Origin of the sequence: Flavobacterium aquiphilum (genome assembly GCF_027111335.1) — a bacterium.
GTDB classification, from domain to species: Bacteria; Bacteroidota; Bacteroidia; order Flavobacteriales; family Flavobacteriaceae; genus Flavobacterium; species Flavobacterium aquiphilum.
In genome coordinates this window covers 2,307,118-2,326,070 of the sequence record NZ_CP114288.1, presented here as the reverse complement: position 1 = coordinate 2,326,070, position 18,953 = coordinate 2,307,118, and the positions used below count along the sequence as shown (strand labels likewise).

The window sequence follows — 18,953 nt, the reverse complement described above, 5'->3', positions numbered from 1 at the left end:
TTTTAGCAATGATTTTTATCTATTTTTAAAGACAAAAAGACAGAAAATAAGACAAAATGAGCCTATTTAATTCCCTATTTGGTAGTTCAGAAGAAAAGAAAGAAAAAGAAAGTAAAATTAATTGGATTCCGCTTCAGCATGCGGGACAGTTGGATGAAATGATTGCCTTTTCGAATCAAAAGCCAGCCTTGATTTTTAAACACAGCACCCGTTGCAGCATAAGTAGATTTGCATTAAAGCAGTTTGAAAACGAATATGATTTAGAAGATAGGGTAGATGCCTATTTTTTGGATTTGTTGGAGTACAGAGATATTTCCAATGAAATTGCCAATCGTTTTCAGGTTATGCACCAATCTCCTCAATTATTGTTGATTAAAAACGGAGAATCGGTTTATAATGTCTCACATAGCGATATTGATGCCGGAGAATTGGTAGAAAGATTGTAATAATTTTACCGGAAAATAATTAAACCGTTAAGGAATTAAGTTTGATTAAGATTTAATTTCTTGATGGTTTTTTATTTGTCTAAAAAATGCCAAATGTTGATTTTTAGCCCCGATTGCAGCGACATCCTTTTCCTTTTTTCTCTAAAAAAGGGAAAGATATAGCGGAAAGCGGGAGAAATGTAGCTAGGAATTGCAGATGTTTTGCTCCTAAAAAAATAAATGATTTAAGGTATAATTTTTTTGATTACCCTTAGTTTGTGGGTGTGTTTGCCAGTTTCGGCGTTGTAGATTCCAAGGTGGTCTAATCTGTCGATCCTAACTTTTCCGCTGGCATGGATAATATAGTTGTTTTCCATTATTATTCCCACGTGAATGATTCTTCCTTCGTCATTATCGAAAAAAGCCAAATCACCTGGCTCGCTTTCTTCAATAAAACTCAAGGCTTCTCCTTGTGTGGCTTGTTGTGATGCATCACGCAATAATTTATAACCGTTCAGTTTGTAAACCATTTGTGTAAAACCGGAACAGTCTATCCCGAAAGGTGTTTTACCGCCCCATAAATAGGGAGCGTTCAGGTACATAAAAGCTGAAGTTATTATGTTTTTTCGTGGTTTTACTCCGCTTATTTTAGTTCCTTCAAAATTGAAATTAGCGGTATTAATTTCCGGATTATTTAGAAAAGATAAAGAAGCTCCAAGCGGAATGGGGAGCAATAAATTAGATGGAGCCACAACATATTCAATCAAATCGGCATTGAGAATGATGGCATCTGATGAAAGTTGGTTATAGCAAGCTTCTGAAATCGGTTGAAATTGTTTGGTATCTATCCAGCCTTCGTAATCATCATATTGCAGTTTGATATGAGACCATTGTTTTTCTTGTTCCAAAACTTTAAAATGCTCTCCAAACAATACCTGGGAAACAATTTCGCTTCTGTCACTGGCTTCGGCGCGAAGTGGAATCATGGCTAGATTACAAATTCCAAACATTTATATAAATTAGAAATTAAAAATAATACGAATCGAAAATAGCTGTAAAAATAGTAATTTATTTTAGACAAAACTTCACTTAAAAGCTGTAAAAATTTAAACCATAATAAGTCATATAAGGTCATTTATGACTACGAGTATTAAAATTAAAAAGCCCATAAAAGTTTTTTACTTCTATGGGCTTTAATTTGACTTTGCTTTGAGTTCAGCTTAAATAGTCTTATATCGGTTATATGGTTTAAATAAAGTTTATGCAATATATCTTTCTATAACGAAAGCAGATGCGCCACCACCACCGTTACATATAGCCGCTGCGCCATATTTTGCATTATTTTGTTCCAAAACATTCAATAAAGTAACAATGATTCTGGCTCCTGAACAGCCCAGAGGATGTCCTAATGAAACCGCTCCACCGTTAACATTTACTTTGTCGTTGTCTAATCCAAGTATTTTCGAATTGGCTAATCCAACTACCGAAAAAGCTTCGTTGAATTCAAAATAATCAATTTCGTCTAAAGTAAGGTTGGCTTTTGCCAATGCTTTAGGAAGTGCTTTAGCAGGAGTTGTAGTAAACCATTTTGGTTCTTGAGCAGCATCGGCATATCCTTTTATGTAAGCTAAAGGTTTTAAGCCTAGCGAAATTGCTTTTTCTTCACTCATCAAAACTACGGCTGCTGCACCATCGTTTATCGTTGAAGCGTTTGCTGCGGTAACAGTTCCGTCTTTGGTAAATACCGGGCTTAGCGTTGGGATTTTTGCCAAAGTTACATTGGTGAATTCCTCGTCTTTTGAAATGATAATTGGATCTCCTTTTCTTTGAGGAACGGGAACGGGTACAATTTCATTGTCGAATTTACCTTCGTTCCAGGCTTTGGCAGAACGCTCATAAGACTGAATTGCAAAGTTGTCTTGTTCTTCTCTGGAAATTTTATATTCTGTTGCGCAAAGGTCGGCCGAAACTCCCATCGCATTATTGTCATAAGCGTCAGTTAAACCATCTTTTTGCATTCCGTCGATCATTGTGCTTGGGCCGAATTTTGTTCCGCTTCTCAAATTCATATAATGCGGAATCAAACTCATGTTTTCCATTCCTCCGGCAACTACAATTTCGGCATCGCCGCATTGGATGGCTTGCGATCCAAGTATTATAGCTTTCATTCCCGAAGCACATACTTTATTTACCGTTGTGCAGGCAACATTGTTTGAAAGACCAGCGTAAAGCGCCGCCTGGCGTGCAGGAGCCTGACCTAAACCAGCCTGGATAACTGTTCCCATGAAAACTTCGTCAACTAAATTTGGGTCTAATTGTATTTTTTCTAGTGCACCTTTTATGGCTATTGCTCCTAATTTTGGCGCAGTAACTGTAGATAATCCTCCCATAAAACTGCCGATTGGGGTTCTAACGGCAGAAACGATAACAACTCTTTTGCTCATGTTTATTATATCTTGGTTTGTTTAGCAAATTTAAGATTATTTTATAAAATTCAAATTTTTTGTGTGTTTTAATTGGGGTATTTTTAACTAATCTCAATTTTTGGCTTTTATTTTGTTTGTATTGTTAATAAAATCGATTTTTTATAACAGATTGTAAAAATATGTTTGAATTTAAATTGGAAAGGCGTTTGAACTATTAAAGCTTACTATGATTACTATTTTTTGGAGCAAAAACCTTAGGCGTATTTGGTGACATTGTTCCCGCTTTACGTTACAATCTTTATATTTTTAAAGAAAAAATATAAAGGATTTTCACTGCAATCGGGGCTAAAAGTTGGCAAAAGGCTTTTTTTGTATCATTGGGAAATATGAATTTGGCGCTTTTGCGGTTAAGGGAGTAGTTTCTTAAATAAAAAATGATTTTTTGAGCTGTTGCTATATCTTTGATAGTGAAGTGATTTAAATAAATAGTCGAAAAATATTAAAAAAAAGTGAAGAAATAGTTGTGAGAAACGTAAACATGTCTTAAGTTTGCAACCGCAAATCAGGGCACGTTTCCTTGGTTTTGGAGAGGTGCCAGAGTGGTAATGGAGCAGATTGCTAATCTGTCGACGAGTAATCGTCGCCAGGGTTCGAGTCCCTGTCTCTCCGCAATTTATTTGAAATTTCAAGTAAATTTGCCGAATGTTTTTTCGGGGTGTAGCGTAGCCCGGTTATCGCGCCTGCTTTGGGAGCAGGAGGCCGCAGGTTCGAATCCTGCCACCCCGACAAATTGAAATAATGGACGCATAGCTCAGCTGGATAGAGCACCTGCCTTCTAAGCAGGCGGTCGAAGGTTCGAATCCTTCTGCGTTCACCTTGTGGGACAAGTCAGATTTTTTCTGATTTGTCCCTTTTTTTATATCGTCCAAGTCATTGTAAAATAAGAGCATAAGCCTTAATCCTTCATTAATTCTAGTGGTTCGAACTTCATTTTTTTCAAAAGTGAGTTTTTCAGGAAAAATCAAACCTACGATCTTTCTTTTCCTAATAGTATTGCCTTCTTCATAGAGCGCTGCGAGTTGTGAGATATTACTAAAAGCCTTATTCAACAGAGGCTCAACGCTTGTCATGCTGGTGCTTTCAGTAGTTAGTTGGATTTCAAGCCTGTTTATTTTTTCTTCTGATTCTATTTTTATCTTGCGGTAATCATCGGGGTCTAAATCCCCTGCAATAAGAAGATTTCTTGCCCTTGTCAATCTTATATTTGTTTGGTCAAGTTCAGCCTTCAATTGATTCGCATCACTTCGCTGATGTTTTGTTTTATTTTTAAAAACAGATATTATAGTTTGTTTGTGCAGTTCTAAAAAAGAAAGCGGTCTAACATATTTTTTTATTTCTTCCGCAATTCTGTCGTTTACTACTGGCGCTTTCTCACGGAATGTACAGCCTAATCGGCAGTGGTAATAATGGTAATATTTATAACGGCCTTTAGACGCACTGCCAGTTAGCAGCTTGCCGCATTTAGGACATAATAAATATCCGCGCAGCAGCAATGCAGGATCTACCGTTACAGTAGTTCTTCTCTTTTTTTTGCGCCCTTCCAGTATATCCTGTACATCGTAGAATAATAATTCCGAAATTAAAGGCTCATGCTGTCCCTGGGCTAATTGGCTTTCTTCATCTTTATATTTTGCTATGAATACTTTTCCATAATAAATAGGATTACGTAAAGCCATCCAAAAAGCATTCTTACTGCAGCCAAGCCCTTTTTGATTTGCTAATTTCCAAATCTGTTCTGTATTTAACTGCCCTTTTGATATTTCATTAAATACCCATCGCATAATGTTTGCCTGGTCTTCATTAATGGCAATATACTTTTTGCCTGTTTCTGAAATTTTATTGACGTAACCTAAAGGAGGACGCCCCATAACGCGGCTCTCTTTTTTTGCCCTGCGCATTCCATGGAAAACATTCAATGCCCTGCGGTCATTTTCCACTTCAGGTGCTGCCAGATAAAAGGCAAGCATCATTTTGTTTTCTGGAATAGACAGATCTAATGGCTGTTCTATGCCTTGCGGCTCCACACCAAGTTTGCGCAAGGTGCTTATCATCTGATAGGCATCACCGGCATTTCTGCTAAACCTGTCCCATTTGGTAAAGAGTACCAAATCAGAATGCCCTTTGCGTGCCCGTAATTCAGCCAGGAATTTTTTCCATGACGGCCGGATAAAAGTTTTTGCGGAATGATCTTCAAAAATCACTTTACGAACCTGAATAGAATTTGCTTCACAGTATTTGCGCAGACGTTCTTTCTGGTCGCGTTGCGAATACCCCTTGTCTGCCTGCTCGTTTGCAACCTTTAGATTTGTAGCAAATCGATGCTATCAGTATTGCTCAATTAAAGCCCTCTTTTAAAACAAATCTTTTTCCTACATTATAATAAAATAATTGTATTTTGTCGGCTTTTTAATAAATTTCAGCTATTTTTGTACTGGTTTTTGAGAACTAAAATAACCTGTAAAAGGTAACAGATTGTCTTTCAAATAATTTAAAAAAGAAAGAACTTTTTGGCTGTTTTCATTAACAAAAAAACCAAGGAAAACCGCTCCAATTGTAAAAGTTCCATAAAAAAAAATAGCCCACCGATGAAAATCTTAATTAATTTTTTCGCTTCAATTTATGACGTGGTTTATGATTCGATAGTTTTCATTTTAAAAACTATTATAAAAATACTATTGAAAATTAAAAAATTAGGTCTGATAAACATCTTGATTACTGTTTTTGCATCACTTTATGATTTGGTATATGATCTTATAATTTTTCTAAAAGATTATCTAATATGGACCTTAGATTTCCGCCCTTCCAAATCAACTGATGCTACAGGACACGCTGAGTAAAAGGTAAATTCAAAATGGGAGTAATTAATATTCTTTTAAACAACTCGTATTCATTTTTTTATTAAATTTATAAAGAATTAATAAACAGTATTTTACATTTTATTTTTTCGCTTCATCCCCCCAATTTCTACAAATTGTCCCCACACCTATTCGGATTTGTTTATTTCATGTAATTTATCCTCCAAGAGAATAAATACCATAAAAACAAATTACATTTTATCCTATTTAAGTCATTGTGCTCCAATAAAATTTTTGAAAGTAACTTAAATTAATAATAACCATATTTAAAAACTTAATCAAAATGGAAAATAATGCAAACGAAAAAAGTCTTTACGAACGTCTGGGTGGTACAGAGGGAATAACTGCCATTGCAACCGAAGTTATAGAAGCCCATATGGTCAACCCTGACATTAAAGCAAGATTTCTTCCTCTAAAAGATGACCCAGAACATTTAGCGGAAATTAGAAAGCATGTGATAGAGTTTTTTGTCATGGGTAGTGGAGGTCCTCAACAGTACTCAGGTAAAGATATGCACTCGGCCCATGTTGGAATGAATATTAGTCAAGGAGAATACTTGTGTGTGATGGACGATATTATGTCTGTTCTTAGCAAAAAGAACATTGACGAGCAATCAAAAAAAGATGTTCTGGCTATCATTTATTCATTAAAAGACCAAATGATTGGGGTATAATATCATTATGCTCAAACCTCCACAATCGACACCCACAACGGCAAGTAATTGCACAAAATAAGAAAGCTACAAGAAAATAATTTTGTAGCTTTTTTACATTTATAAAGAAAAAGTCAATCTTTGTAAACATGTATTATCTAAAGAATCTAAATCTCAAACGAACATAGAAGAACGAGTTTGATCGGCAATACGATATGGATTTGAGCAGGGAATATAAACTCACAATCTAAATTCTTGCGAGAGACAACAGACTTTTATTGCTTAACTTTGCCAATCAATAGACAAAGCATTAAAAACAACACCATGAATATTTTAGAATTAATACAAAAAAGATATACTGCGAAAAAATACAACGCGCACAAAGAAATACCACAGGAAAAAATCGAGGCCTTAAAAGAAATTTTGCGTCTCTCCCCTTCTTCCATAAATATCCAGCCTTGGAAATTTACATTTGTGCAAAATCAGGAAGTTAAAACAAAACTGGCTTCGGTTTCTATGCACAATGAAGAAAAAGTAAATCAGGCTAAACTGTTAGTCGTATTTAGTGTTGCCGATGATTTGGATGCTTTTCAAGAAGTGGTGGACAATGAATTACCAGAAGCCAGAAGGAATTGGTACAACCAAATCAAAGCAAGTAAACCGGAAGCCGATTTAAAAACATGGCTATCCCAACAAGTTTATATCTCTCTGGGAGTTGCTTTGACAGCAAGCGTTGCATTGGGCTTGGACTCGACAGCGATGGAAGGGATAGAATCTGATAAATACAAAGCTATCCTAAACATGTCGGCATACAAACCGCTATTTGCAATGGCTGTAGGTTACGCTTCGGAAGATGATTTCAACCGAATTGAAACAACACCAAAATCCAGAAGATTACACGAAAATGTAATTGAAACTATTTAAAACCAATCAAAAAATTACAATCGGAACAGTTATACTTACGATTGATATAAAATATAACGAATGAAATTTAAAGGAATTATTTTTGATTTAGACGGAACACTAGTTAATTCACTTGAAGACATTGCAGATGCAATGAACAGTATTCTCCAAAACCTCAACTACCCTACTCACAGTTACGAAACCTATCAATATTTCATTGGGAGCGGTCTCCGAAATTTGGTAAGTAAATCATTGCCTTCACCCCATAATGACGACAAGCATATCGATCATTGCTACCAATTGATGATTGAAGAATATAGCACTAACTGCACCCGTAAAACCAAACCTTACGACGGAATTAACGAATTATTGGATTACTTGGTTTCAAACAATATAAAACTAAGTGTCTTTTCGAATAAATCGGATGAACTTACTAAGAAAATCACCAATGAATTGTTTCCCGATTGTTTTGATCCAATAGTTGGATTGACTGTCGAAGCATTAAAAAAACCAAATCCATCCGAGGCTATTGAAATCAGCAAAAAGCTAGGATTGAAAACCGAAGAAATCATTTTCGTTGGCGATTCCGGTATTGATATGCAAACGGCTACCAATGCCAACATGCATGCAGTGGGTGTGTCATGGGGATACCGCCCGGAAGATGAATTGATTGCACAGGGTGCAAAACATGTGTTGCATCATCCTTTGGATTTAATCCAGATCTTACAACCAGATGAAATTATAGCCCACAGATAACTCGGAACAAACTTACTTCAAATCAAATATTCGTTTGGCATTAAACAGCATTACAAACAATTTACAGTTCATAACTATTTACACTTTTACCTCTGATTTACATCTCTTTTAATTCTTAAAAACAATAAATTTGTAGGTAACCATATTTTTAGCATCATGAGAATAGAAACCGAACTTAAATTAGGATTTAAAGATGTAATGATTAGACCCAAACGCTCCACTTTAAAGAGCCGATCGCAAGTTTCATTGGAAAGGGAATATAAATTTTTACACAGTTCTTCCATTTGGTCAGGAGTTCCTATCATGGGTGCCAATATGGACACAGTGGGGACATTTGAAATGGCATTGGAACTCGCCAAAGAAAAACTTTTTACAGCCATCCACAAACATTATTCTTTGGAAGAATGGGACAAATTCATGAAAAAAGCTCCCGGAAATATTCAGGAATATATTGCAGTAAGTTCTGGTACGGGAAAAGATGATTTCAAAAAGATTGGAGAAATATTTGGACAATACCCTCAATTAAAATTCATTTGCATTGATGTGGCCAATGGCTATTCAGAACACTTTGTAAGTTTTGTCAAAAAAGCACGCAATCAATATCCTGATAAAGTAATTATTGCCGGAAATGTCGTTACTGGCGAAATGGTCGAAGAATTACTGTTGGCTGGTGCCGATATTATAAAAGTGGGAATCGGTCCCGGATCGGTTTGTACAACAAGGGTAAAAACGGGTGTTGGTTATCCCCAACTTTCAGCCATAATTGAATGTGCCGATGCCGCTCACGGTTTGGGAGGTCATATCATAAGTGATGGCGGTTGTGTCACTCCTGGCGATGTTGCCAAAGCCTTTGGTGCCGGAGCCGACTTTGTCATGCTAGGCGGAATGCTTGCAGGCCATAATGAAAGCGGTGGCGAAATGGTTGAAATTAATGGTGAAAAATATAAAAAATTCTACGGAATGAGTTCAGAAACGGCAATGAACAAACATGTTGGCGGTGTCGCCGAATACAGAGCCAGCGAAGGAAAAACGGTTCAGGTTCCTTACAAAGGAGCGGTTATCGACACTTTAAAAGATATTCTCGGCGGCTTGAGAAGCACTTGCACCTATGTAGGCGCTTCCAAATTGAAAGAACTAACCAAAAGAACCACCTTTATTCGGGTACTCGAACAGGAGAATGTTATTTTCAACAAATAATCATACGAAACACTGGCTGAAAAGCTGGTGTTTTTATTTTTTTAGGAGCACAACAATAGTTTTCATAATAGTTTCAGTCCCGCTGTTCACTGTATCTGTGCCCCTGAACCCCAGGGCCACAGGATGTCGTTTCCATCGGGGCTATCCAAGTAATCTAGTATTTCAGAAATAAATTCAGCCAAAAAGTAGTAGTTTAGCATCAATAAATACTTAAAAGAATAATGACATCAGGTTTTTTCGCACTATTGGATGATATCGCGGCCATTATGGACGATGTGGCTGCAATGAGTAAAATCGCAACAAAAAAAACAGCCGGAATATTAGGAGACGATTTGGCGGTTAATGCCGAAAAAGCATCCGGATTTGTATCTTCCAGAGAACTTCCCGTTTTATGGGCAATCGGAAAAGGTTCATTTATCAATAAACTGATTATATTACCTATCGCCTTTCTGCTGAGTGCTTTTTTCCCTTTGGCAATCAAAATAATATTGGTGCTTGGGGGACTTTTTCTAGCCTATGAAGGTGCCGAAAAAATATACGAATACTTTTTTCCTCACCATCACCCAAAACCCGAAAACATTCCTGAAACTATATCTGAATCTCAAATTTTGGAACTTGAAAAAGAAAAAATAAAATCGGCCATATTCACTGATTTTATTCTCTCCGTCGAAATTGTAATCATAGCGATGAGCACGGTAATAGGAAAACCCATTCAAAACCAAATCGTCGTTGTTTCGATAGTTGCAGTTATTGCGACAATAGGAGTCTATGGCATTGTGGCTCTAATCGTGAGAATGGACGAACTCGGTATTTCACTTATCAAATTGAGTAAAAACAAACCTGGAATAACAAGAACAATTGGAAACATTCTTGTCCAAGCGCTACCCAAAGTGATTAAAAGTTTGGCGGTTCTTGGCACAATCGCTCTGCTTATGGTAGCAGGAGGTATATTTGTACATAACAATGCGTTTTTACATCATTTATTCCCCATATTGCCCTCATTTATAAAAGAATTCAGCATTGGGCTTATAATTGGTTTCATCGTTTTAGGAATTATTACCCTATTCAAAAAAATAACAGGCAAAAAATAATGGAATACATTTAGCAAACACCTATCAAAATTGTTATGAAAATAAATCGAGAATGGCATTTGGAAAATAAAATGCCTAAAAACCCAAGTTTACAACAAAGAATCGAATGGCATTTGGAACACGAAAAAAATTGCAAATGCAGGCCTATTCCGGAAAATCTTTTGGAGGAAATAAAAAAGAAAAACTTTTAACTGGAAAAAATCAAAAAATAGAGACCCGACAGGTTTTAAAAACACAAGTGTTCGAAAGAGTTGAATACGACAAGAAACACCCTATTTTACGTAATATTGTCATTCCGACGCAGGAGGAATCTCCGTTAGAAGCTCGACAAAGATTGGGGATTTTGATTGCGGAATTACTTGCGGAGATTCCTCGTTCCTCGGAATGACATACTTTGAGATTAGTAGGTTGTTTAACGACAAGTTTTTAAGGTCTTCCGAACACTTATGTTTTTAAAACCTGTCGGGTCTATATATTTATTTCAATATTTACACCAATTTTCTCTCCCCTATCTGCTGTCTCCACATCGCATAATAAAGCCCTTTTTCATCAAGTAAATCAAAATGTCTTCCTTGCTCGATAATAGCTCCCTGCTCCAAAACATAAATTCGGTCAGCATGCATAATAGTTGACAGACGATGTGCAATCAATACTGTAATTTGGTCTTGTTTAGAAGAAATGCTTTTGATGGTTTTGGTGATTTCTTCTTCGGTGATGGAATCAAGTGCTGAAGTAGCTTCGTCAAACAACAGCAATCTCGGATTTCTCAACAATGCTCTAGCTATCGACAAGCGCTGTTTTTCACCACCCGACACTTTAATTCCGCCTTCTCCTATGGTTGTATCCAAACCTTTTTCGGCACGGGCCAATAAATTTTGACAAGCCGATTTTTGCAAAACATCATTTATCTCTTCATCTGTTGCATCAGGTTTTACAAACAGCAAATTATCTTTTATCGTCCCCGAAAACAGTTGAGCATCTTGAGTCACAAAACCTAATTGTTGACGCAGCTCTGTTAAGTCTATGTCTTTGACATTTGTTTCATTATAAAAAATAGCACCTTCCTCAGGGGTGTATAAACCTACCAGCATTTTAACCAAAGTCGTTTTACCGCTTCCCGAAGGTCCCACAAAAGCAATAGTCTCGCCCGCTTTAGCTTCAAAAGAAATGTCCTTTACAGCATGCGAAGTCGCGGTTTGATGTTTGAACGAAATATTCGAAAACTTCAAATTGTCGATAAGACCAATTGTTTTTGGATGCACTGGTTTCTCTTCACTTTTGGAATTCATCAATTCGCCAAAATTATCCATAGAAGCTTTTGTTTCATTATAGGTCGCAATCACATTTCCAAGCTCCTGAAGTGGATTAAACAAAAAGAAAGAGAAAAACATCAGCGTGATCAAATCTCCCGGCTTAATAATTCCTTGAAAAATAAACATGTACAGCGCAAAAACCAAACTGGTTCGCATAAAATGAACCGTTGTCCCCTGAACAAAACTCAACGAACGAATAAAACGGACTTTCTTCAATTCCAATCCTAATATTTTTATTGTTGTACTGTTCAAACGATTCACTTCCTGGTCTGTTAGTCCTAGACTTTTTACCAATTCGATATTACGTAGCGATTCGGTTGTAGCACCTGCCAGAGCTGTAGTTTCTCCAAGAATTTCTCTTGAAACTTTCTTGATCTTTTTACCTAAAAAAGAACTGATAAAAGCAATAACAGGAACAGTAGCCAAAAAAATTGGCCCCAAAAGCCAGTGAATATTAATCGCGTATCCCATCACGAATACAATCCCGATCAGCGTTTGAAAAACTAACGAAATAGACAACGTAATAAACTTTTCGCAATCTATTTTTACTTTTTGGAGTTTCCCTAATGTTTCCCCACTTCGTTGATCCTCAAAATCCTGAAAAGGCAATTCCAAAGCCTTTTTGATTCCGTCCGTGTACATTTTCGCGCCAGTTCGCTGAATGATAATATTAGTAAAATAATCCTGGAAGTTTTTAGCAATCCTTGACATCATGGAAGCTCCTAATGATAAGACCAACCAACCCAAAACAGCTTTGGTAAAAAGCCCGAAATTGTTATGGAAACTGGCAACACCAACACCGCATTGATTCAATAATTTACCAATGATGATGGAGTCACACAACGAAAAACACTGATTGATAGCTGCCAAAAACAAGGCTAAAAACAATAAAGGTTTGTGTTCTTTAATATAAGTGTATAATATCTTCATTTTTTTGTCTAAAATTTGGAATACAAAACTACAACTATTGATACGAGTTTTGTAAAAAATTATACCGTTTCCGGTTCATTTATGGTATCAATAACCTTTTTAACTATCCGTAAGTTCTTTAATTTATCCTGATGATTAAAAATTGGACTGGAAATCATCAATTCATCCACACGGGAATACTTGATGAATTCTTTTAATTCCTTAGTCAATGTTTCCCTGCTGCCTATGAAGGAACCCGCAGTCATCTGATTAACATGAAAACGGGATTCTTCGCTCATATCATTCATCAAATCTGACAAAGAATCCACAGGTGGCTGCAATGGTTTTCTGGTATTTTGAACCAAATTCTGAAACATTTGATACAAGCTCGTCGATAAAATTTCGGCTTCATTATCTGTATCGGCGGCAATCACATTCACGCACGCTAACGTTTTGGGTTTGTCCAAATAAATTGATGGTTTAAAATTCTCTCTGTAAAACTCAAATGCCTGAATCATTTGTCTTGGCGCAAAATGCCCCGCAAAAGCATACGGCAATCCATAAGCAGCAGCCAATGATGCACTATCCATACTCGACCCTAAAATCCAAATAGGAACATTGACTCCTTCGGCCGGAAAAGCACGCACTTTTGATTCAGCATTCGCTTCCGAAAAATAATCTTGTAAAGCCTTTACATTCTTTGGAAATCGTTGTGATTCTTCAAAAAAATCAGGTCTGATTGCCTGCGCAGTTTGCGTATCGGTTCCGGGAGCCCGTCCCAAACCAAGGTCAATCCTCTCCGGGTATAAGATTCCCAATGTCCCAAACTGCTCAGCAATAATCAACGGAGAATGATTCGGCAGCATAATTCCGCCTGAACCAACCCTAATATTCTGCGTCTGACTTGCAATATAACCAATCAACACGACCGTTGCCGTACTCGCAACATGAGCCATATTATGATGTTCGGCCAGCCAGATTCGTTTATAACCCAAATCGTCGGCCAGTTGAGCCAATTCTTTTGTTTTTTGCATCGTTTCCGCCGCATTGCTTTCCTGCGTGATAATAGCTAACTCTAATAAAGATATTGGGATTGAGGACTTCATAATCAAAATACGTTTGCACAAAATTAATCATTAACGCTTAGCTATTTATTTTGAGATGTTAATTGAATTATAAATTTTAAACCGAAATACTTTGCATTTATTTTGGAGCAAAACATTTGCCCTTTAATCAAGATTCCTCCTGCTATTCGTTACAATCTTGTGAACCGAACCCCGGTTCACAAGGATTTCCACTACTATCAGGGCCTAAAAAAAAACATGCTGCTTTTTTACAGACATCAAAAAAATAACATCGAATAAAGAACAAACTTTCCAACATTTCATAATTTGAAACTATTTTTTATATATTTGTGTAATCGATTACATTTGAATTATTAATTAAAATTTTTCACTTTTTTTTCATCTAATTCAAAAAATAACATCTAAATAAACGTTATACGCAATTCAAACAAATCCAAAAACGATAAACAAATGACTTCAGCAACGCGGTTAATCACAATACTTTTCGTTTGTTTTTCATTGGCCACAAAAGGTCAAAACTCCGAAAACAAGACGAAAACCAATACCGAGTGGCTGGTAGCTAATTTGCTTCGCGAAAAATCAAACACCACCGAAATTAGCGGAAATCCCCAAATAACAAACTCTCCTTATGGTGAAGCTGTGGCTTTCAACGGAAAGGATGACGCGCTTTTCCTAAACGAGCTACCTCTGAATTCACTTCAGGAATTTACCTTAGAAATGATATTCAAACCGGATCTAAACGGAGTATTCGAACAACGTGTCCTCCATATCGGGGAAAGCAGGGAAAGCCGAATATTACTGGAAATCCGAGCCGTTGATTCCAACTGGTATTTTGATGTTTTTGCTGTTTCCGGAACTAATAAAAAACCACTCGCCAGCGAAAAACTGATTCATCCTCTGGGAAAATGGTATCATGTGGCTTTTGTAGTTACACCAAACAAACTGACTTCTTATGTTAACGGAAAACTGGAATTGCAGGAAGCCTTTACTTTTCTGCCAATTACAACAGGAAAAACCGCCATCGGTGTCCGCCTAAATAAAGTTTCATGGTTCAAAGGAGACATTTACAAAATAAGAATTACTCCAAAAGAAATTAAGCCCGATGATTTCATGCCTTTTTTAAAGGATGAAACGCGTTAATTAAAAACAAAAATCATGAAACAGTCGGCTCAAATCTTACTTCTTTCCATTGTATTTGTTTTCTGCTATGTGTCTAATCTATTTTCTCAGGAAAAGCTGAGCAAAGACATCATTTTCAAAGGAAATCATATTATTTACAAAGGAAAAAAAATCGTACTGGGTCCCAATGCTTTTTTTATTGACGGTCAGCTGACAGATGAAGACGTTTCAAAATATAAATATGTTTATAATTCGGTAAACGAAGCGTCGAAACATTTGACCAATGGAACTGAAACAAACCCAATGGTTTTATACATTGCTCCCTGGGTTTATTGGATTGACAATCCGGACGACCCCGAAATTCGTTTACCTAAAAGCGAAGGAAAACCTCCCATTGGACTAGAAATACAGTGCGAGTGGCTGAAATTTCAAGGATTGACAGATGATCCTCAAAATGTGGTTTTAGCGTCAAACCGCGGGCAAACCATAGGAGCAAAAGGAAATTTTACAATGTTGGACATCAAAGGAGATGGCACCAGTGCCGAAAATCTCACCTTTGGAAATTACTGCAACATTGACTTGGTGTACCCATTAAATCCAAAACTAAACCGTGTAAAACGCAGCTCTGCAATTGTTCAAGGTCAACTTGCTTTTTCAAATGGAGATAAAGTTTTTGCTCGAAATGTCCGTTTTGTAAGCCGTTTGAATTTAGCACCATTTTGGGGTAGCAAAAGAACATTGTTTGACCATTGCCATTTTGAATCCACCGATGATGCTCTAAACGGAACTGCAGTATATCTCAATTGTGACTTTGAATTTTACTCTTCAAAACCTTTTTACAAAACATCAGGCACAGGTGCGGTTTTCCTTAATTGCGATATTAAATCCTTTACCCGGGACCAACAATATTTTGTAAAAGAAAGCGGTTCTGTCACTACGATTGACACCCAATTTACCGGAAAAAATGTAAACTATTTGGGATGGCGTGACATTCCAAATACTGAAGCCCGTTGCTATCAATTCAATACAAGCCTGAACAACAAACCAATAATTTTAAGCAGCGACATCCCAAATATTACTGTTGATATGAGCGAAAAAGAAATTCTGAACGCTTATCGTTTCGAATACAACAACGAGGTTGTTTACAACACTTACAATTTGTTAAGAGGAAACGACAATTGGGATCCAATGAGAATCAAAAGTAAGGTTGAAAATGCCGAGAAGGATACAGGAAGGAACTACTCCTCTATCCCAACACTTTTGACGATTCTGCCTTCGCAAAAAAAACTGGAAACAGGAAAAGACAGCCTCCAGCTGGAAGCTATTATTTATCGTTTTGGAAACTATGAGTTAAAAGGGGAAAAAATAAATTGGAAAATAGCTCCGGAATACCAATCATTGGTAAAACTAAAAGTGAACAGCGAGGGCAAATGCACCCTTATTCCAACCAATGAAGAGAATGAAACAAAAGAAGTTATTATCGTAGCTTCTACAGCGTCAGGATTAGAAGGAGCAAGAGTTCTAAGTATAGCACCTTCTTTTATTGCTCCTCCAAATTTCAAGGAGCTGCCTAAAATCAATAAAACAAGTGATGGTAAATTACAATTGAATTACGCATTGGACATGCTGTATGAAGACCAATCTCAAATTCAATGGTATCGATGTCGTGATAATCAAGGTTCACATCCTATCGAGATAAGTGTTTCCAGATTGAATAAACCATTGAAAACTTACGAGCTTTCGACAGCTGATATTGGTTATTTTATCATGGCAAGCATTTCGCCAAAACACTTGCGTTGCGAAGCAGGAGCCCCAAAAACGATTGTTTTTAATTCTGTTATCTCAAAAACAGATATCAAGCAGTCTTCAAAAGTTTTAGTTCCAAATCTCGAAAACATGTCGGCCAAATACCAACCGGAAATCTTGCCTGGTTTTTGGACACTTGACAGTTTTGCTCCCGCCGATACTAGTGAACACAATTGGACTGGAGACAACAGTAAAGATCCATGGTATTATGGTTCGGGAGAAAATGGTGCGGCCAATGATATTGGTTTTATCCAAGCTACGAAAGGTGCACGGATGCGCTACAATCCTGTTGGTGATTCTTTTGGAAACATGAAAATGAGTTTTACTGCTATTCCAGCCAAAACAGCAGGCCAAGGCTTCAGTAGTGCGAGGTCACAATACATGGATATCGGCATCAAAATGGACAACAAAGAAATGAGTGGTTATGCCCTTCGCATCATTCGCACAACAAAATACAGCGATGCCGTTGATTTTGTCCTGATGAAATACGAAAACGGGAATCCAACAGCTATCAGTAATCCGGTGACAACTTCCTGTTTCCGACCGAATTGCATCATCAATATTGAAATAAAAAACAACAAACTTATCGTTCATGCTGAAAATCCGTTAGACTATTTTGCGGGGAATTACCCCTCAGATGTAGTCAAAAAAGTGGATTTGGAGGCTAATATAACACCAAACCAATTTGGCGGAATTAGTTTTCAGCATACAGGAACGATTGGCAGCGGAGCGACATTGATAAAAGATTTAAAAATAGAATGGCAATGAGAAAAACAATTTCAATGACAATGGCAAATTCAATGAGAAAAAATAAATAATGAATATGATTCTCTTCAAGTTGAAAGCTATTATTTCTACTTTCTCCTTTGGAGATCTTCTAATGAAAGTAAAATGTTGTCCCCTAGCCCCGATAGAAATGGAAATCTTCCGATTTAGAAAAACAAGGCTTTTTAGCCGTAGTTTTTATTAGTCGGGAATTGCAATGAATAGCGGGAGGAATATTGATTGAATAACAAATGTTCTGCTCCAAAAAATAAAAATAAACATAACCCTAAATCAATCACAACCAAAAAAAATAGATTTGTATGAAAATAGATTTAAAAAAATTGGCAATACTCACTGCACTGCTTGGTTTTACAGGCTTTGAATTGCAGGCGCAAAATAATGCCGATGTTAACAGCATCAGTACCAAACCGTTTCAAGATGGTGTAAATCACTGGTACCACATTAAGGACGAGGGCAATATTGTGAATCCGGTTGAAAATCAGCCGCAATACGCCGAGTCGGATTACACCAAAATTGCAGATAACATCCTTTTGTTTCAACGAAATAATGGCGGATGGCCAAAGAATTATGACATGAGAGCCATTTTGACGCCGGAACAAGTGCAAAAAGTCATCGATACCAAAGGAATCTTGCATACTACTTTTGACAATGAAACAACTTACACACATATCTACTATTTGGCGCAGGTATATACGGTAACAAAGAATGAGGCTTATAAAAAAGGATGCCTGAAAGGAATTGATTTTATTTTTGATGCGCAATATGGCAATGGTGGCTGGCCACAATATTTTCCTTTGGAAAAAGGATACAGCCGTCATATAACCTTCAATGACGGAGCTTATATGGGAATTATGAATTTGCTAAAAAAAATTATTGATAATGACCCTAATTTTGCTTTTATTGATGCTAAAACAAAAAATAAAGTCGATAAGGCTTACGAAAAAGGATTGGATTGTATCCTAAAAATGCAAATTGTGGACAATGGAAAATTGACTGCCTGGTGCCAGCAACACGATGAAATCACTTTGCTTCCGGCATGGGCTAGAAAATTTGAACCGCCAAGCATTTGTAACGGAGAAAGCAGCGACATTGTTTTGTTTTTGATGAGTTTGGACAACCCAAATGAAAAGATAATTAAGTCGATAGAAAGTGCCGTGCAATGGTTTGCTGCTTCGCAAATTCATAATACCCGAGTCGAAACATTTGACGCACCTCAATTTGAATCAAAATACAAAACGGTAACCAAAGACAACAGAGTGGTAAACGACCCTGCTGCACCTCCTATTTGGACTCGCTATTATGAATTAGGAACTGAACGCCCTTTGTTTTGCGACCGAGACAGCAAATATTTGTACTCATTAGCTGAAGTGAGCCGCGAAAGACGCGTTGGTTACGCTTGGTACACCTACTCGCCTCAAAAAGTTTTGGATAAATATCCGAAATGGCAAAAGAAATGGGCTCCAACAACTGCTATCATAAAACAATAAAAATGTTTTAATAATTAAAACAAAGCTGTACAATTTTTAAATATATTTGTGTAATCGATTACATAAATCTATTTTTTAAAATT

At 36.8% G+C, this 18,953-nt stretch carries 15 protein-coding genes, 3 tRNA genes and 1 pseudogene; 14 read left to right on the top strand and 5 right to left on the bottom strand.

Annotated elements, in window-relative coordinates; all coding sequences use genetic code 11:
• The first annotated feature begins 56 nt into the window (after positions 1 to 56).
• Positions 57 to 446 (top strand): bacillithiol system redox-active protein YtxJ, encoded by a 390-nt coding sequence (gene ytxJ / locus OZP12_RS09705; protein ID WP_281228888.1) that lies wholly within the window; start codon positions 57 to 59, stop codon positions 444 to 446.
• A gap of 224 nt (positions 447 to 670) precedes the next feature.
• Here the strand turns inward: ytxJ and OZP12_RS09700 are convergent, their stop codons facing one another.
• Together OZP12_RS09700 and OZP12_RS09695 are read right to left on the bottom strand one after the other, a co-directional pair.
• Entirely contained in the window at positions 671 to 1,435 is a 765-nt protein-coding gene (locus OZP12_RS09700) for a C40 family peptidase (RefSeq protein ID WP_281228887.1), read from the bottom strand.
• Between the two features lie 249 nt (positions 1,436 to 1,684).
• A complete protein-coding gene (locus OZP12_RS09695) occupies positions 1,685 to 2,869 on the bottom strand; it encodes an acetyl-CoA C-acyltransferase (RefSeq protein WP_281228886.1) in 1,185 nt (394 codons plus the stop codon).
• Between the two features lie 567 nt (positions 2,870 to 3,436).
• Between OZP12_RS09695 and OZP12_RS09690 the strand changes: the two genes are divergently transcribed.
• The 3 genes from OZP12_RS09690 (at position 3,437) to OZP12_RS09680 (ending at position 3,725) form a co-directional block, all read left to right on the top strand.
• Positions 3,437 to 3,520, top strand: a tRNA-Ser gene (locus tag OZP12_RS09690).
• A 42-nt stretch (positions 3,521 to 3,562) separates the two neighbouring features.
• Positions 3,563 to 3,637 (top strand) — tRNA-Pro (locus tag OZP12_RS09685).
• Between the two features lie 14 nt (positions 3,638 to 3,651).
• Positions 3,652 to 3,725 (top strand) — tRNA-Arg (locus OZP12_RS09680).
• Positions 3,726 to 4,455: 730 nt separating this feature from the next.
• Here the strand turns inward: OZP12_RS09680 and OZP12_RS20610 are convergent.
• Positions 4,456 to 5,178, bottom strand: a pseudogene (locus OZP12_RS20610) (recombinase family protein); the annotation flags it as partial.
• Between the two features lie 318 nt (positions 5,179 to 5,496).
• Between OZP12_RS20610 and OZP12_RS09675 the strand changes: the two are divergent.
• The 7 genes from OZP12_RS09675 (at position 5,497) to OZP12_RS09645 (ending at position 10,753) form a co-directional block, all read left to right on the top strand.
• Positions 5,497 to 5,748 (top strand): hypothetical protein, encoded by a 252-nt coding sequence (locus OZP12_RS09675; protein ID WP_281228885.1) that lies wholly within the window; start codon positions 5,497 to 5,499, stop codon positions 5,746 to 5,748.
• A gap of 301 nt (positions 5,749 to 6,049) precedes the next feature.
• Complete coding sequence (locus tag OZP12_RS09670) at positions 6,050 to 6,439, top strand: group I truncated hemoglobin (protein ID WP_281228884.1); 390 nt, start codon at positions 6,050 to 6,052, stop codon at positions 6,437 to 6,439.
• Between the two features lie 303 nt (positions 6,440 to 6,742).
• On the top strand, positions 6,743 to 7,342 hold the full coding sequence (locus OZP12_RS09665; protein WP_281228883.1) for a nitroreductase family protein: 600 nt from the start codon (positions 6,743 to 6,745) through the stop codon (positions 7,340 to 7,342).
• A 60-nt stretch (positions 7,343 to 7,402) separates the two neighbouring features.
• Positions 7,403 to 8,077 carry an HAD family hydrolase gene (locus tag OZP12_RS09660; RefSeq protein WP_281228882.1) on the top strand — a complete coding sequence of 225 codons (675 nt, stop codon included), beginning with the start codon at positions 7,403 to 7,405 and terminating at the stop codon, positions 8,075 to 8,077.
• Positions 8,078 to 8,233: 156 nt separating this feature from the next.
• A complete protein-coding gene (locus tag OZP12_RS09655) occupies positions 8,234 to 9,274 on the top strand; it encodes a GMP reductase (protein ID WP_281228881.1) in 1,041 nt (346 codons plus the stop codon).
• 221 nt (positions 9,275 to 9,495) lie between these two features.
• Positions 9,496 to 10,365 carry a DUF808 domain-containing protein gene (locus OZP12_RS09650; protein WP_281228880.1) on the top strand — a complete coding sequence of 290 codons (870 nt, stop codon included), beginning with the start codon at positions 9,496 to 9,498 and terminating at the stop codon, positions 10,363 to 10,365.
• 106 nt (positions 10,366 to 10,471) lie between these two features.
• Entirely contained in the window at positions 10,472 to 10,753 is a 282-nt protein-coding gene (locus tag OZP12_RS09645) for a hypothetical protein (RefSeq protein WP_281228879.1), read from the top strand.
• A gap of 100 nt (positions 10,754 to 10,853) precedes the next feature.
• On the opposite strand, the gene OZP12_RS09640 is transcribed toward OZP12_RS09645, so the two are convergent.
• Both OZP12_RS09640 and OZP12_RS09635 read right to left on the bottom strand, forming a co-directional pair.
• The gene (locus tag OZP12_RS09640; protein ID WP_281228878.1) at positions 10,854 to 12,608 is read right to left on the bottom strand and encodes an ABC transporter ATP-binding protein; all 1,755 of its coding nucleotides are present in this window, start codon (positions 12,606 to 12,608) and stop codon (positions 10,854 to 10,856) included.
• Positions 12,609 to 12,667: 59 nt separating this feature from the next.
• Positions 12,668 to 13,693: an LLM class flavin-dependent oxidoreductase gene (locus OZP12_RS09635; RefSeq protein ID WP_281228877.1), complete on the bottom strand. Its 1,026-nt coding sequence runs from the start codon at positions 13,691 to 13,693 to the stop codon at positions 12,668 to 12,670.
• A 429-nt stretch (positions 13,694 to 14,122) separates the two neighbouring features.
• Between OZP12_RS09635 and OZP12_RS09630 the strand changes: the two genes are divergently transcribed.
• The 3 genes from OZP12_RS09630 (at position 14,123) to pelA (ending at position 18,870) form a co-directional block, all read left to right on the top strand.
• Positions 14,123 to 14,812: a LamG domain-containing protein gene (locus OZP12_RS09630; RefSeq protein ID WP_281228876.1), complete on the top strand. Its 690-nt coding sequence runs from the start codon at positions 14,123 to 14,125 to the stop codon at positions 14,810 to 14,812.
• Between the two features lie 15 nt (positions 14,813 to 14,827).
• A complete protein-coding gene (locus OZP12_RS09625) occupies positions 14,828 to 17,365 on the top strand; it encodes a pectinesterase (protein ID WP_281228875.1) in 2,538 nt (845 codons plus the stop codon).
• Between the two features lie 317 nt (positions 17,366 to 17,682).
• The gene (gene pelA, locus OZP12_RS09620; RefSeq protein ID WP_281228874.1) at positions 17,683 to 18,870 is read left to right on the top strand and encodes a pectate lyase; all 1,188 of its coding nucleotides are present in this window, start codon (positions 17,683 to 17,685) and stop codon (positions 18,868 to 18,870) included.
• The last annotated feature ends 83 nt before the right edge of the window (positions 18,871 to 18,953 follow it).